Annotated in this window: 16 protein-coding genes; 7 read left to right on the forward strand and 9 right to left on the reverse strand. The window is 74.0% G+C overall.

Going from position 1 to position 14,650, the window contains the following annotated elements:
* Nucleotides 1–169: 169 nt before the first annotated feature.
* From AB0910_RS04925 to AB0910_RS04935, 3 genes are all read right to left on the reverse strand, one after another.
* Nucleotides 170–298 carry an LPFR motif small protein gene (locus AB0910_RS04925; RefSeq protein ID WP_366743103.1) on the reverse strand — a complete coding sequence of 43 codons (129 nt, stop codon included), beginning with the start codon at nucleotides 296–298 and terminating at the stop codon, nucleotides 170–172.
* Nucleotides 299–417: 119 nt separating this feature from the next.
* Nucleotides 418–858 carry a DUF2267 domain-containing protein gene (locus AB0910_RS04930; RefSeq protein ID WP_366743104.1) on the reverse strand — a complete coding sequence of 147 codons (441 nt, stop codon included), beginning with the start codon at nucleotides 856–858 and terminating at the stop codon, nucleotides 418–420.
* Between the two features lie 181 nt (nucleotides 859–1,039).
* Nucleotides 1,040–1,486 (reverse strand): Hsp20/alpha crystallin family protein, encoded by a 447-nt coding sequence (locus tag AB0910_RS04935; RefSeq protein WP_366743105.1) that lies wholly within the window; start codon nucleotides 1,484–1,486, stop codon nucleotides 1,040–1,042.
* A 205-nt stretch (nucleotides 1,487–1,691) separates the two neighbouring features.
* On the opposite strand from AB0910_RS04935, the gene AB0910_RS04940 reads away from it, so the two are divergent.
* Nucleotides 1,692–2,384 (forward strand): type III effector protein, encoded by a 693-nt coding sequence (locus tag AB0910_RS04940; protein ID WP_366743106.1) that lies wholly within the window; start codon nucleotides 1,692–1,694, stop codon nucleotides 2,382–2,384.
* Between the two features lie 33 nt (nucleotides 2,385–2,417).
* Here the strand turns inward: AB0910_RS04940 and AB0910_RS04945 are convergent, their stop codons facing one another.
* From AB0910_RS04945 to AB0910_RS04970, 6 genes are all read right to left on the reverse strand, one after another.
* Nucleotides 2,418–4,496, reverse strand: coding sequence for an iron ABC transporter permease (locus tag AB0910_RS04945; RefSeq protein WP_366743107.1), 2,079 nt, complete (start codon nucleotides 4,494–4,496; stop codon nucleotides 2,418–2,420).
* A gap of 4 nt (nucleotides 4,497–4,500) precedes the next feature.
* Nucleotides 4,501–5,469, reverse strand: a complete 969-nt coding sequence (locus tag AB0910_RS04950) for an iron-siderophore ABC transporter substrate-binding protein (protein ID WP_366743108.1) — start codon at nucleotides 5,467–5,469, stop codon at nucleotides 4,501–4,503.
* Nucleotides 5,466–6,338 carry an ABC transporter ATP-binding protein gene (locus tag AB0910_RS04955; RefSeq protein ID WP_366743109.1) on the reverse strand — a complete coding sequence of 291 codons (873 nt, stop codon included), beginning with the start codon at nucleotides 6,336–6,338 and terminating at the stop codon, nucleotides 5,466–5,468. The genes AB0910_RS04950 and AB0910_RS04955 overlap by 4 nt, the downstream gene beginning before the upstream one ends.
* 65 nt (nucleotides 6,339–6,403) lie before the next feature.
* The gene (locus AB0910_RS04960) at nucleotides 6,404–6,961 is read right to left on the reverse strand and encodes a cysteine hydrolase (RefSeq protein ID WP_366743110.1); all 558 of its coding nucleotides are present in this window, start codon (nucleotides 6,959–6,961) and stop codon (nucleotides 6,404–6,406) included.
* Nucleotides 6,962–7,063: 102 nt separating this feature from the next.
* On the reverse strand, nucleotides 7,064–8,485 hold the full coding sequence (locus AB0910_RS04965) for an MFS transporter (RefSeq protein ID WP_366743111.1): 1,422 nt from the start codon (nucleotides 8,483–8,485) through the stop codon (nucleotides 7,064–7,066).
* Nucleotides 8,478–8,924: a MarR family transcriptional regulator gene (locus tag AB0910_RS04970; RefSeq protein WP_366743112.1), complete on the reverse strand. Its 447-nt coding sequence runs from the start codon at nucleotides 8,922–8,924 to the stop codon at nucleotides 8,478–8,480. Before AB0910_RS04970 ends, AB0910_RS04965 begins: the two co-directional genes overlap by 8 nt.
* A 306-nt stretch (nucleotides 8,925–9,230) precedes the next feature.
* Between AB0910_RS04970 and AB0910_RS04975 the strand changes: the two genes are divergently transcribed.
* The 6 genes from AB0910_RS04975 to AB0910_RS05000 all read left to right on the forward strand — a co-directional run bounded on the left by AB0910_RS04975 (nucleotide 9,231) and on the right by AB0910_RS05000 (nucleotide 14,644).
* Nucleotides 9,231–9,989: a class I SAM-dependent methyltransferase gene (locus tag AB0910_RS04975; protein WP_366743113.1), complete on the forward strand. Its 759-nt coding sequence runs from the start codon at nucleotides 9,231–9,233 to the stop codon at nucleotides 9,987–9,989.
* Nucleotides 9,990–10,333: 344 nt separating this feature from the next.
* Complete coding sequence (locus tag AB0910_RS04980) at nucleotides 10,334–11,053, forward strand: 7-cyano-7-deazaguanine synthase (RefSeq protein ID WP_366743114.1); 720 nt, start codon at nucleotides 10,334–10,336, stop codon at nucleotides 11,051–11,053.
* A gap of 1 nt (nucleotide 11,054) precedes the next feature.
* A complete protein-coding gene (gene ectB, locus AB0910_RS04985) occupies nucleotides 11,055–12,314 on the forward strand; it encodes a diaminobutyrate--2-oxoglutarate transaminase (protein WP_366743115.1) in 1,260 nt (419 codons plus the stop codon).
* A gap of 35 nt (nucleotides 12,315–12,349) precedes the next feature.
* On the forward strand, nucleotides 12,350–13,351 hold the full coding sequence (locus tag AB0910_RS04990; protein ID WP_366743116.1) for a 2-oxoglutarate and iron-dependent oxygenase domain-containing protein: 1,002 nt from the start codon (nucleotides 12,350–12,352) through the stop codon (nucleotides 13,349–13,351).
* Nucleotides 13,352–13,485: 134 nt separating this feature from the next.
* Nucleotides 13,486–13,848: a 6-carboxytetrahydropterin synthase gene (locus AB0910_RS04995; RefSeq protein WP_366743117.1), complete on the forward strand. Its 363-nt coding sequence runs from the start codon at nucleotides 13,486–13,488 to the stop codon at nucleotides 13,846–13,848.
* Nucleotides 13,849–14,035: 187 nt separating this feature from the next.
* On the forward strand, nucleotides 14,036–14,644 hold the full coding sequence (locus AB0910_RS05000; RefSeq protein ID WP_366743263.1) for a 7-carboxy-7-deazaguanine synthase QueE: 609 nt from the start codon (nucleotides 14,036–14,038) through the stop codon (nucleotides 14,642–14,644).
* The last annotated feature ends 6 nt before the right edge of the window (nucleotides 14,645–14,650 follow it).

The raw sequence follows: 14,650 nt of genomic DNA on the forward strand, positions 1-14,650 counted from the left end.
GCACCCCTCGGATGGAGGCCGCTTCCGGCCGTTCCGCGGCCGCCGTCCCGGCAGGGGCGGCGGCGTGCGGGACCGCTCCCTTGGGGAGTACCCGGCTGAGCGCGCCCCATCGCGGCGGCCGCCCGGCCGAGTACCGGGCGGCCACCGCGCGTATGCGCTCGCCGTGTGCCTAGTGGTGGCCGTGCGCGCTGTCCGACGCGCCGCCGAAGAGGCGCGCCACCAGGCGGAAGGGGAGCGTGACGACCGTGGCGATCGCACCTCCGATCGCCCTGAACGCGTCCGCGATGGCCGAGAGCATGGTGACGTCACCTCCGTGGGGGAGACCGATTACGGTCACGGGCCCTGGTGGCCCGACGCGCACCCAGTACCCGCCGAGCGGGCACCCAGGCACGATCCCGCGGAATCCGCCGCCCCGGGTCAGGCCGCCTGTATGAGCTCGGCCTTGCCGAAGAGGAGTGCGTAGCCCCCGGGGAGGCTCTCCAGGATGCGGGCGAGGAGGTCGGGGCCCGCGAGGGGGGCCACCACGGTCAGGACGGAGCCGACGTCCCAGCGCGTCGTGGCGAGGGGGGCTTCGGCGCGGGTCGCCAGGTCCTTGACGAAGCCCCAGCCGGTGAGGGGCGCGGCCCCCGCCCCGGGCCGCTCGGCGAGCAGCATCCCGGCGGCCTCGCCGGGCAGCCTGGCGGCCAGCTCCCGGCGCTCCGCCTCGCCCAACTGCCGCCCGAGGCCGGTGAGGACGAGCCGGACCGACCGCTCGGCCCGCTCCGTGGTGGGGTAGACACCCGCGTACCGGATGCGCTCCAGCATCTGCTCGTAGGTGACCATCGGAACCAGCCGGGTCACGGACGCGTCGTGTGGCATCGCTGCTGCGTTCGCCTTTCTGCTGCACTGCGGACGCCCGCCCGTGCGGCCCCGGGCGTGCGGGGCCGTCGGCGCTCACGGGCTTCGTCGGCCGTGCGGTGAGGGCGGGGCGGAAGGACGGGTCCCCGGGGGGACAGGGGGCGCTCCCCCGGGGACAACGGAGAGCTGCGGGGCGTACTGCTCAGCCCGTGAGCTGCTGGGGCGCCGGCCTGTCGCCGCTGCTGACGGCGACCTTGCGCGGCTTCGCACGCTCGGCGACCGGGACGCGGAGCGTCAGCACGCCGTTGTCGTACGAGGCGGTGATGCGCTCCGTGTCCAGGGTGTCGGCGAGGAAGACCTGCCGGGAGAAGACCCCGAGAGGCCGCTCCGAGAGGTCCATGCGCACGGAGTCGTCCTTGGCCGCGGGCCTGCGCTCCGCCCTGACCGTCAGCGTGGTGCGGTCGATGTCGATGTCGATCGCGTCGGGCGTGACACCGGGCAGGTCGAACGCCATCACGTAGTCGTCGCCCTCGCGGTACGCGTCCATCGGCAGGGTGGCAGGGCGGGACCAGGTCCCCGTGCCCATCAGCTGCTGGGCGAGGCGGTCGAGCTCGCGGAACTCACGGAAAGGGTCAGTGCGCATCAACATGGGTGAACACCTCCACGCTTCAGTCGTCTTGTGCCAATGCGCTGTCGCTGCACTCTGTTGTAGCATGTCGTCCGATGGATGACAACTCACGGCGTCATCCAAACGACGACAGGATCAGTCGGTGGTCGATGGCCGATGGCCGAAGGCCGATGGCCGATGAAGAGAGGTCGACACGGACAGAGGTCGACACGCACAGGGAGAGCCCATGCCGAAAGCCCACGAGCCGACACCCGAGGAACCGCAGGCCTCTGCCCGTGCGGGCGTGATCCCCGCGTCCCCGCACGCGGCGATCACGGCGCTGCGGGCCATCGACCGGGCGATCTCGGGGGCGGCGCCCCCGGCGGGCGCTCCGGGCGCTCCGGGCGCCTCGGGCGCCGAGGAGGCGCTCGCCTCCCTGCTGCTGCTCAGGGAGGTCAGGGAGCGGCTCGCGGGGTGGGAGACGGGGCTGATCGAGACGGCGCGGAGCACCGGGGCGAGCTGGGCCGAGCTCGCCGGGCCGCTGGGGGTGGCGAGCCGTCAGGCGGCGGAGCGCCGCTATCTGCGCGGCCGCCCGGGCGACGGCAGCACTACGGGCGAGGAGCGGGTGCGGGCGGCGCGCGACCGCCGCGCCGCCGACCGCTCGGTCACCGCCTGGGCCAGGGAGAACGCCGCGTCCCTGCGGGGGCTCGCGGGCCAGATCACCGCGCTCCAGGACCTGCCGGCGGCGTCCCGCACCTCGATCGACCGCCTCGGTGAGGCGCTCGGGGACAGCGACCCGGCGAGCCTCATCGGCCCGCTGGCCGACGCCCGCCCCCATCTCGGCGGCGCCCACCCCGACCTGGTGGCCCGCGTCGACTCCGTCACGGGGCACACCGACAGGCTCAGGCAGGACAGCGACCAGCAGCGGCACGGCACCTGAGCGCACCGCCCGGAGCGCACCGCAGCGCCCGCGCTAGCGCCGTCCCCGTACCAGCAGGCGTACGAAGTACGGCGTGCCCACCATCGCCGTCATCAGGCCGGCGCCGAGCTGGGCGGGGGCGATGACGGTACGGCCGAGCAGGTCGGCCGCCGCGACCAGCGCGGCGCCGAGCAGCATCGCCACGGGCAGGACCCGCGCGTGCCTGCGGCCCGCCAGGCTCCGTGCGGCGTGCGGCGCGACGAGGCCGACGAAGCCGATGGTCCCGGCGGCGGCGACGGCGGCCGCCGTCAGCAGCACGCAGACCACGAGGAACAGCAGCCGCTGCCTGCCGAGCCGCAGCCCCAGCAGGCGCGGGGTGTCCTCGTCCAGGGAGACCAGGTCGAGCTCCCTGCGCCCGGCGACCGCGATCGCCGCGCCGACCGCGAGGACCACCGCCACGGGCACGACGTCGGGGAACGTGCGCCCGTAGGTCGAGCCGGAGAGCCAGATCAGCGCCTTGGTCGCGCTGAACGGATCGGTGAGCGCGATGAGCAGCCCGATCAGTGCGGTGGTCGCGGCGGAGACGCCGATGCCGAGCAGCACCAGCCGGTGCTGCCGGAAGCCGCCGCGCGCCGCGAGCCCGAAGACCAGCAGCGCCGCGGCGGCCGCGCCCGCCGCCGAAGCGCCCGCGAGGCCCCAGGAGCCCGCGGCGGGCACGGTGGTGGTGAGCAGCACGGCGCCGAGCGCGCCGCCGCCCGACACGCCGAGCACCCCGGGCTCGGCCAGCGGGTTGCGGGTCACGGCCTGCACCAGCGTTCCCGCCAGGGCGAGCGCCGCGCCCGCGAGCAGGGCGGCGCACACGCGCGGGACCCGGGTGTCGAGGACGAAGGAGACCGCGCGGCCGGCCCGCCCGGTGAGCCAGTGGCCGACGTCGCCGAGGAGCAGCACGCTGTCGCCGAGCAGCACCGCCGCGATCGCCACGCCCGCGAGGACGGCGCAGAGCACGGCGACGGTCGGCGCGTAGGTGCCGCGGCGCGGCAGCCGCAGCCGGTCGGCGGCGGCGCCGTCCCCGGTGTCCGGGGCGCGCAGCGCCATCACGATCAGGAAGACCGCGCCGACCAGGCTGGTGACCACGCCGGTCGGCACGGCGACGGAGGCGTCGGCGCCGACCGCGGCGCGCAGCAGCACGTCGGCGCCGAGCACCAGCGCGGCGCCGAGCAGGCCGGTGGCGGGGATGCGGGCGCGTGCCCTGGTGAAGCCGCGCAGGCGCCGGGCGAGCGGGCGCATCAGGGCGGGCGCGCACAGGCCGACGAAGCCGACGGGCCCGGCGAGCGACACCGAGGCCGCCGCGAGCAGCGAGGCGAGCACGACGGCCGCGATGCGGGTGCCGCGCACCGGCACCCCGACCCCGCGCGCCGCGTCGTCCCCGAGCGCGAGGGCGTCCACCCGCCGCGCCAGGACGCACAGCCCGGCGAGGCCGAGGGCGACGACGGGCGCCATCTGCGCGACCCCGTCGAAGCCGTTCTGCCCGATGCCGCCCTGGCCCCACTGGTAGAGGCCCTCGGTGCGCTGCGGGAACAGCAGGATGAGCGCCTCGGTGACGGAGCCGAGGCCGAGCGCGAGCGCGCTGCCCGCGAGGATCAGCCGGACCGTGCCCGTACCGAGTCCGGAGAGCGCGAGCACGGCCGCCGCCGCCGCGAGCCCGCCGGCGAAGGCGGCGAGGGACGCCGCGAGGAACGGCACCGTGAGGCCGGTGACGGTGAGGACGACGAGGGCCAGGTAGGCGCCCGCGTTGACGGCGAGGGTGTCGGGGGCCGCCAGCACGTTGCGGCTGACGGCCTGGAGCACGGAGCCCGCCATGCCGAGCGCGGCGCCCACCAGCAGGCCCGCCGCCATCCGCGGCAGCCTGGACGCCACCAGGACGGCCGCGTCGTCGGAGCCCGCGCGGCCGGTGACGGCGTGCCAGACGTCGGCGGGGGCGAGGTGGGCGGTGCCCTGGGTGATGTCGGCGACGGCCAGGGCCACGACGAGCACCGCCAGGGCGGCCGCCGCGCCGGCGGCGCCCGCGCGGGCGGCCCCGGCGGGCGCGGGCGGCAGGCCGCCGGCCCTGGGCGGCGGGAGCGTCGTGGTCACGGCGTCACTTCGCCAGGGCGCCGACGAGGGCGTCGACGTACTGGGTCATGGAGCCGTAGCCGCCGAAGGTCCAGATGCCGCTCTTTACGGTGACCAGGTGGTGCCGGGTGACGAACGGCAGCGACGTCCACACGGCGTTCTTCTTGAGCGCGCCGTCGAACGGGTTGCCCGCGCCCGAGCCGTAGACGAAACGGGTGTCCTTGCCGAGCTTGGTGAGGCCCTCGACGTCGGTGGTGGCGAGGCCGTAGTCCTTGTCGCCCTTGACGGTCCAGGCGTTCTTCAGGCCGAGCTGCTCGTTGACGGTGCCGACGAGCGAGCCCGCGGTGTACGGGCGCACGGAGACCTGGTGGGAGGCGACATAGCCGTCGGCGAAGGCGACCTCGGCGCCGTCGAGCCCGGCGGCGGCGAGCTTCCCGCGGCCCGCGGCGAGCTTGGCGTCGAACTTCTTCTCCAGCGCCGCGGCCTGCGCGGTGCGGCCGGTGGCGCGGGCTATCAGGTCGAGGTTCTGCTTCATCCGGCCCATCTGGTCGGTGGCGTCACCCGGCCGCAGCTCCAGGACAGGGGCGACCTTCTTCAGCTGCTTCAGCGCCGAGGCCGAGAGGTCGGTGGTGGCGATGATCAGGTCGGGCGCGAGTGCGGCGACGGTGTCCATGCTGGGCTCGCCGCGGGTGCCGATGTCCTCGGGCGTGTTGGGCAGCGGGACCGCGGCGTCGTACTGCCGGTAGCCCTTGACGTCGGCGGCGCCCGCCTGCTTGACGCCGAGGGAGGCGAGGTCCTCGGTGACGACCCACTCGGTGGAGACGACCTTCTTCGCCGGTCCTTCGAGAGTGATCTTCGCGCCGGTGGCGTCGGTCAGGGTGATCTTCTGCGCGGCGGGCTTCGACGCGGTGGCCGCGGGCTCGGTGGAGCCGCAGGCGGCCAGGGTGAGCGCCGCGGCCGTAGCGGCGACCGCGGTGGACAGGAGACGTCTCATGACGAGGGGTCGTGCCTTTCGTTGCGTGAGTGGTGGCGGCCGATCGCGCGGGTGCGCAGGTGGCCGGTGAGCGGGTCGGTGGCGACGTCGACGCGGATGCCGTACGCGGCGGTGAGGCGCCGCGGGGTGAGGACCTCGGCGGGAGTGCCGTCCGCCTGGACGCGCCCCTCGGCGAGCAGGACCATCCGGTCGGCGACCGCGGCCGCCTGGTCGAGGTCGTGCAGGACGACGCCGACGGCGATGCCGTGGTCGTCGGCGAGATCCCGGATCAGGTCGAGGAGTTCGACCTGGTAGCGGAGGTCCAGATAGGTCGTGGGCTCGTCGAGGAGCAGGACGCCGGTCTCCTGCGCGAGGCAGCTCGCCAGCCAGACGCGCTGGAGCTGCCCGCCGGAGAGCTGGTCGACGCCGCGGTCGGCGAGCGCGGTGGCGCCGGTCAGGGCGAGCGCGCGGTCCACGGCCGCGGTGGCGCCGGGGTCGGTGCGGCCGAAGCGCCCCTGGTACGGGTAGCGGCCGAACTCCACCACGTCGCGCACGGTCAGCCCGCCGGGCGTGGGGCGGCCCTGGGTCAGCAGGGCGACATGGCGGGCGAACTCCCGCGCGCCCAGCGCGAATCCGTCGGTGGTGCGGCCGGTGTCCGCGTCGAGGGCCAGCGCGCCGCTCCTGGCCTGCTGGAGCCTGGCCACGGTGCGCAGCAGGGTCGACTTGCCGCTGCCGTTGGGCCCGACGAGCACGGTGACCTCGCCGGGCCGCAGCCGCAGGTCCGCTCCGTGCAGGACGTCGCCCTCGTCGTACGCGACGGTGACGCCGACCGCCGAGAGGTGGTGCCCGCGCCGCGCCGGGACGTCCCGTGCCGTTTCAGCCGCTTTCACGACATGAAGGTTAGCCTAACCTAATACGATCTCCCCAGGGGGTGTCCCACCTGGTGCGGAGGCTGTCAGCCCGCGGCGGCGAGGGACCCCGCCCACTCGTCCACGGTGGCCACCTCGCCGCGCCGGGAGAGGACTTCGGCGACGAGGGCCGCGTGCAGGTCGGGCTTCGGGTCGACGCAGGCGTCGGACAGCGTGGTGATCCGGTAGTCGAGGTCCGCGGCCTGGAGCGCGGTCGACAGCACGACCCCGCCGGTCGAGATGCCCGCGAGGACGAGGTGGCCGATGTCCTGGGCGGCCAGGATCTGCTGGAGGTTGTTGCCCGCGAAGGCGCTGACCCGGTTCTTGTGGACGACGAGCTCGCCCGCGGCGGGCGCGACGTCGGGGTGGATCGCGGCGTCCGGGTCGTCGGCGGTGAAGAGGTGCCCCGGCAGGCCGCCGAACACCTTGTTGCGCGGGTGCGCGTCGGTGTGGCCCGCGCGCATCCGCAGCGCGATGTGGAGGACGGGGACGCCGGAGGACCTGGCCGCGCCGAGGGCGGCCACGGCGCGCGGCAGGTAGTCGTCGGGGACCCGGGCGATGTGGGCGGCCTGGAGGTCCATGAGCAGCAGTGCGGTACGGGACATGGGGGTGCCTTTCCGATCGGTCGGCGGGTTCTGGGCTGCGGCCGCCCCGAGGGTGCGCGGCACCGGCTCCCGGCGGCCGCACGGGGGGTGGCGCGCGGTGCGCTACTCCCCCTTCGCACCGGCGGCCGTGGCGCGGCCGAGCGTGCGGTCGAAGACGGTCAGCAGCAGGTAGAGGACGCCCGCGCCGAGCATCACCCAGGCGAGCCGGTGGACGCCCGCGGTGTCGGCGCGCGTGCCGAAGGACGCGGCGGTCGCGGAGGACGCGACCATCGAGCCCACGTAGGCGAAGGTGCGCAGCAGCCCGGCGGAGGACGCGGTGCGCTCGGGGTCGGCCTGGAAGTACACGGAGTTCTGCAGCGCCAGGTTGTTCAGCCCCTGCGGGACGCCGAAGACCAGGGCGACGAGCAGGAGCACCCACAGCGGGCTGCCGCCTGCGAGCGTGAGGATCACCAGGCAGGCGGCGATCTGCCCGACCGCGCCCACCAGCAGCTTCCCCCGCACGCCAGGGCGCCGCCCGGAGAGGATCGAGACGCCGATCGCCATCAGGAACATGGGTATCTGCACAAGGCCCGCGTGGAACGGCGTCAGCCCGTACCCCTCCTCGGTCCACTGACTGAAGCCGTAGAGGAAGGCGTACGAGACGACGTACGCGACGAGCGCGCGGCCGTAGGTGGCGACGAACGGGGTGTTGCCGCCGAGGACCCGCAGGTCGATGAAGGGGGCGGCGGCCCGCAGCTCGCGCAGCGCGAACGCGGCGCCCGCGGCGGCGGCGACCCCCAGCAGATACCCGTCACGCAGGTGCAGGTTCATCAGGAACAGGAGCAGCGAGGTGAGCATCGCGGCGAACAGCGCCATGCCCGGCAGGTCGAGCTGCGCCGCGACCCGTCCGCGCTCCGGCGCCTCGCCCGTACCCGCCGAGCGGGGCAGCCGCCACAGCCCCAGCGAGACGGCGGCGACGGCGAGCGGCACGTTCAGCGCGAAGGTGGCGCGCCAGCCGCCCACGGCGATCAGCAGGCCGCCGAGCAGCGGGCCGACGACGGCGATGGTCTGGTTGGCGACCGCGAGCGCGGTCAGCACGCCGCCGGGGCTGTCGCGCCCGGTGCGCCGCGCCTCGCTGCGCAGCAGCGCCATCGCCGCCGGATAGCCCGCGCAGGTGCCGAAGCCGAGCAGGACGCGCGCGGCGATCAGCACGCCGAGGCCGGGCGCCAGCGTGCCGACGACCCCCGCGACGCCGACGAGGCCGGTGCTGAGCAGAAAGAGCCTGCGCGGTCCGAAGATGTCGATGAGCCGGCCCACCACGGGCTGTCCGAGCGAGGTGGCGAGGTAGAGGGCGGAGACCAGCCACGCGGTCTGGGAGACCGGCGCGCCGAGCGCCCTGCCGATGGGGACGAGCGCGACGGAGATGATCGTCGAGTTGATGGGGTTCAGGACGGAGCCCAGCATCATCGGCGGCAGCAGCCGCCGGTCGAAGCCCGCGCCGCCCCGCGCCTTCGTGCCGTCCGCGCCGGTCCTCGCCTCAGTCATGGGTGAGCCGCTCCAGCACGGCCATGGCGGTGATCACGGTCCTGATCTCCTCCTCGGTGCACCTGTCCTGCAGCCGGCCGGCGAGCCACTCCTTCCTGGCCTGCCGCCCCTCCCGCACACGCCGCAGCCCCTCGGGGGTCGGCGCGATCAGCAGGCGCCGCCCGTCGTCGGGGTCAGGGCTGCGCAGGACGAGCCCCTTGGCGGCGAGGGCGGCGACCGTGGCCGTCATCGACTGGTGCCGCACCCCCTCGACCGCGGCGAGTTCGCTCGCGGTGACGCCGCCCCGGTCGGCGAGCCGGGCCAGGACGGACGCCTGCACCAAGGTCATGTCCTCGGCTTCCGAGGCGTTCAGAATGCGGCGGCGCAGTCGGCTGATGACCGCGCGGATCTCCCGCGACGCCTCCACGGCGGAGGGCGAGAGCTTCGGATTCCCACTCACCCGGCCCACCGTAATACCTACAGGCTTACTTGTACAGTTTTGACTGTACATTCCGCCGGGCCGACCGTGAGGCCCGCCCGGCGCGCACCGGGGCGCCCGGCCCGCCCCAGTGCCCCACGGCCGCGCCGCGCGGCGTCCGAGCGCACCGTCCGTGCGGGCAGCAGCCATGGCCGGTCGCGCATCACGCGCGGGCACTGCGGTCGTCCGGCCGGGCGCGCAGGGCCGGACCACAGGCCCTTCAGCACCGCGCGGGCCCCGGGAAGCATGGTCCGATCCGGATGTGGACGGTTGAGCGAAGGGCGGACCATGACGCAGCAGCAGGGGTTCTACTCCAAGGTCGCGGAGAAGTTCGGCGGCTACTCGAGCGGAGCGCAGCGCACCACCTCCTTCCCGCAGGGCGACCCGGAGGAGCGGTTCGACGCGCTGGTGCGCGAACTGGCCTCGCCCACCGGAAGGCTGCTCGACGTGGGGTGCGCGGACGGCCGCAACCTGCTGGCCGTCGCCGGCGCGTTCGGCCGGGTGGACGCGCTCGACCTGTCACCGGAGATGCTGGCGTCGGCCGAGCGCCACCGCGCCGCTTCGGGACTCGACCACGTCACGTTCGCCCTGGGCGACGCCTCGGCCACCGGCTTCCCCGACGGGGCGTTCGACGTGGTGACCTCGCGGCGCGGCCCGCTGTTCCCCGAGGAGTTCGGCCGGGTGCTGCGGCCTGGCGGCTCCGTGGTCCACCTGGGCATCGCCGAGCGGGACGTCCAGGAGCTGAAGGAGGTCTTCGGCAGGGGCCAGCTGTACGGGCGCTGGTCCGGGACCCCGGTGCTGCGCGAGGAGCGCGAAAGGCTGGAGCGCGCGGGCTTCACCGTCGACCACGCAGGCGAGTTCACCTACGACGAGTACTTCCACACGCCCGCGGACCTGGACAGGTTCCTGCAGATGGTGCCGATCTTCGAGGACTACGACTCCGCCGCGGACCGCGGCGCCTTCGAGCGCTACGCCGCGCGCGCCACCACGTCCGAGGGCATCCACCTGGCCCGCCACTGGTTCGTGCTGCGGGCCCACCGGGACTGATCCGCGCCGCAGGCCGTCAGAGGCCCGGGTCCCGCGACGCCGCGGGGTCCGGGCCTCTGCCGTGCCCGGCACCCGCCGGGTCGCCATGCCCGCACGACGGGGACGCGACTGTGCCCGCAACGGCGTCCGCCCGGTCGTACGGACCCGGTCCGCGACACCGTCCGCCCGGCCACACAGGCCTGTCCTTCCAGCACCCCCACTGCACGGGAGGACGGGCGGCGCGGCGCTGCTCGCCCGTACCGCAGGACATGTTCCGCACCCCCTGCCACGCCGCAGCATTGCTGACAGAGCCGAGACCGAGCGGCCGGCCGGCCCCCGGCGAACTCACGAAGCGAGGACGACGAATGTCGAAGATCATTGCGGTGGTGTCCGGTGGGATCGACTCCGTCACCATGGCGTACCACCTGCGGGCGCAGGGCCACCGGCTGCACATGCTCGGCATCGACTACGGGCAGCGGCACCGCCGCGAGCTCGCCTGCGCCCGGCTCGCGGCCGAGCGGCTCGGCGCGCCGTACGAGGAGGCCGACCTCGGCGGCGCACGCGGCGTGCTGCGCGGGTCCTCCCTGACGGACCCGGCCGTCGACGTCCCGGACGAGGGGCACCCCGGCGGCGCGGCCGCCGGCAGCGGCATCGCCGTACCCGGGCGCCCCAACATCGTCCCCAACCGCAACGCCCTGCTGCTGTCCGCGGCGTTTGCGCTGGCGGTCGTGGAGCGGGCCGAGGCCGTCGCCTTCGGGATCATGGCAGAGGACATCGGCCCCTCGGACACCTCGCTCGAATTCCTCGACGCCTTCCTCAGCATGGAGCGCATCGCGACGCGCGGCCACGCCCACCCGGACCTGGACCTCGTCGCGCCGCTCTCGCGGCTGCTCAAGCGCGAGGTCATCGCCCTCGGCGACCGGCTCTCCGTGCCGTTCGCCGACACCTGGACCTGCTTCCGCGGCGGGGAGCTGCACTGCGGGCGGTGCGCGTCCTGCGTCGAGCGCCGCGAGGCGTTCGTCGCGGCGGGCGTCCACGACCCCACCGTCTACGCCTCCCCCGCGGTGGCCGCGCGGGAGGCGTGAGATGAGCGTGTTCGAGGAGATGGAGTCCGAGGTCCGCAGCTACAGCAGAGCCTGGCCCGTGGTCTTCGACCTGGCCAGGGGCAGTTGGCTGCACGACGAGGACGGCCGCCGCTACCTGGACTTCTTCTCCGGCGCCGGGGCGCTGAACTACGGGCACAACCCACCCGTACTGAAGCGTGCGCTGATGGACTACCTGAGCCGGGACGGGGTCGCGCACTCCCTGGACATGTTCACCGTCGCCAGGCGCCACTTCCTCACAGCGCTGCGGGAGACCGTACTCGCGCCCAGGTCCCTCGACTACCGCGTCGTCTTCCCGGGGCCCGGGGGCGCCAACGCGGTGGAGGCGGCGCTGAAGCTGGCCCGCCGCGTGACCGGCCGCACCACCGTGGTCGGCTTCACCAACTCCTTCCACGGCATGACGCTCGGCGCCCTCGCCGTCAGCGGCAACGCCGCCAAGCGCGCCGCCGCCGGCGTCCCGCTCGCCCACACCGTCTCGCTGCCCTACGACGGGTACGGGGACGGGTCACCCGAGCTCCTCGACCGCATGATCGCCGACCCCGGGAGCGGACTCGACACACCCGCCGCCGTGATCGTCGAGACCGTGCAGGGAGAGGGCGGGGTGCGGGCGGCCGGGGACGGCTGGCTGCGTGCGCTCGCCGAGGTCTGCCGCCGGCACGCGGTGCTGCTGATCGTGGACGACGTGCAGATGGGGTGCGGCCGCACGGGCCCGTTCTTCAGCTTCGAGGACGCCGGCATCGTCCCCGACATGGTCTGCCTGTCCAAGTCGATCGGCGGCTACGGGCTCCCACTCGCGCTCACGCTGATCCGCCCGGAACTCGACGTCTGGCAGCCGGGCGAGCACAACGGCACGTTCCGCGGCGTGGGCCCGGCCTTCGTGACCGGCGCGGCAGCGCTGCGCGCCTACTGGTCGGGCAACGACCTGGAGAAGGCCGTACGGAGCGCGGGCGAACGGCTCGCCGCAGCACTCGGCGAGATCGCCCGTGCCCATCCGGACACGGACATCACCGTCAGGGGACGGGGCCTGGCCGCCGGCCTCGGCTTCCCCACGTTCCCGGGCGCCCCGGACGGCCTCGCCTCCCGGATCTCCGCGGAGGCGTTCCGGCGCGGGCTGCTGGTCGAGACGTCGGGCGCCGACGGATCCGTCGTCAAACTCCTGCCGCCGCTGACCGTCACCGACAGCGAACTCGACCAGGGAGTGGACATCCTCGCCGCCGCGGTCGGCTCGGCCCTGCGCACCTGAACTCCCCGACCACACACCACACGAAAGGAGCCACCATGGAAAGCGCCATACCCACCGTCGACCTGCGCGCCTGGCGCACCGCCTCGCCCCAGGAGCGGCGCGCCACCGCGACAGCGCTCGACCGGGCGCTGCGCGAGACCGGCATGTTCCTCCTCGAAGGACACGGCGTGCCGCGCGAGACCATGGACGAACTACGCGCCCGGGGTAGGGAGTTCTTCGCCCTCCCGTACGAGGCCAAGGCGCCGTACGCCATCGGCGCGCCCTACGAGAGCGGCTGGCTCGAAATGCACCCCGGCGGCGGCGTCGGGGTGGCACGCGAGGAGGGCGAGGAGCCGACGGCAGAACCCGACCTGCACGAGTCCTTCTACGCGGGCCCCGCGTACCGCTCGGGCGACGAGGCGGCCGACCGCTACAGCTACCCGCCCAACCGCTGGCCCGACCCGGTGCTGCCCGCGCTGCGCCCGGCAGTCGAGACCTACACCGGCCACATGCAGCGCGTCGCCCTGGCCCTCAACGTGCTCTTCGCCGAGGTGCTCGGGCTCCCCGAGGACTTCTTCAGCCGGAGGGCCACCCGTGCCACCTGGACTCAGAACGTGAGTTGGTACCCGTCGCTGACCTCGGTGGGCGAGGTGGCGAGCGGGCAGCTGCGCAACGGGCCGCACACCGATCTCGGCGCCTTCACCATCCTCAGCCGCCAGCAGGGCGTGGGCGGGCTCCAGGCATGGAACGAGGCCGACGGGTGGTTCGCACCCCCCTACAACCCCGACGCGCTGGTGGTGAACCTCGGCGACCTGATGGAGCGGTGGACGGACGGCCGCTGGCGGGCGCTGCTGCACCGGGTGCTCGCCCCGAGCCCCAGTGCGCCCGACGAGGAACTGCTCTCGCTGGTGTTCTTCTTCGAGTCGGACCCGGACACACTCGTCGAGCCGCTGGCCCCGCCGGTGGGCGGCGGCGCAGGCCTGGAACCCGTCGTCTCCCGCCGCTCCGTGCTGGAGAAGCTCGGTGTCCACCCGGACACGTCGCCCTCCCACGCCTGACCGCAGGACACGCCGCTCCCGCACGCCGGACCGCCGTACGCGGCACCTCGCACGCCAGAGACCGCCGGCCACCGCGCACCACCGCGGTGCCTCCCCCGCCGTCCCCCACCCCCGAGAAAGGTTCGACACACATCATGACCCTCCGCATCACCAAGCGGTTCGACTTCTCCGCCAGCCATCAGTTGGGCGGCCTGCACGAGAGCCACCAGTGCGCCCGCCTGCACGGCCACAACTACGCCGTGGAGCTCGAACTGAGCGCCGAACAGGGTGACTTGACCTCGGTCGGCTTCGTACGCGACTACGGCGACCTGTCCGTGTTCAAGAAGTGGCTCGACGAAACCCTCGACCACCGGCACCTCAACGACGTGGTCGACGGCAACCCGACCGCGGAGAACCTCGCGGTCTGGATGTTCGGCCAGTGGGAGAAGGACTTCCCCGAGCTGACCTCGGTCCGCGTCTCCGAGACGCCCAAGACCTGGGCGGAGTACCGGCCCTGAGCCGGAGCCCGTACCGCCAGGCACAGCATCCACAGCAACCGGCGCACGCCCTACACGAAGAGGAGGTGGTGCCCCGTGGAACCGGAACTCGTGGTCAACGAGATCTTCGGCCCCACTTGAGGCCGTCCAGGGAGAGGGACGGTCACTGGGCCGCAGGTGCGGCTTCCTGCGGCTCGGCGGCTGCAACCTGTCCTGCCGCTGGTGCGACACCCCCTACACCTGGGACTGGCAGGGCATCAGCGACAGCGGCATCAGCTACGACCCCAAGGTCGAGCTGCACCGGCGGCCGGTCTCCGAGGTCGCCGATGAGCTGATGGGGCTCGGCGTCGGCCTCGTGGTGATCTCCGGAGGTGAACCGCTCAGCCAGCAGGCGCGGTTGCTGCCGTTGGTCGACATCCTGCGGGACGCGGGGACCGAGGTGGAGTTCGAGACCAACGGGACCCGCGTGCCCGACAGCAGGCTGGTGCGGCCCGGCGTGCGCTTCAACGTCTCGCCGAAGCTGTCGCACTCCGGGGACCCGGCCGAGCGGCGCATCGTGCCGCAGGCGCTCACGCGGTTCGCCGCCACGCCGGGCACCACCTTCAAGTTCGTCTGCCGCACCACCGCGGACCTGGACGAAGTGGCCTCGCTGGTCTCCGACTTCGGCATCGAATCCGTCTGGATCATGCCCGAGGGGCAGAGCCCGCACGACATCGACAAGCACATGCAAGAACTCGTCTCCTCGGTCATCGACCGTGGATGGAACGTGACCACCCGGCTGCACACGCTGGTCTGGGGACAGAAGAGGGGTGTCTGAAGTGAC

This window comes from Streptomyces sp. NPDC047002, assembly GCF_040704505.1.
Lineage (GTDB): Bacteria > Actinomycetota > Actinomycetes > Streptomycetales > Streptomycetaceae > Streptomyces.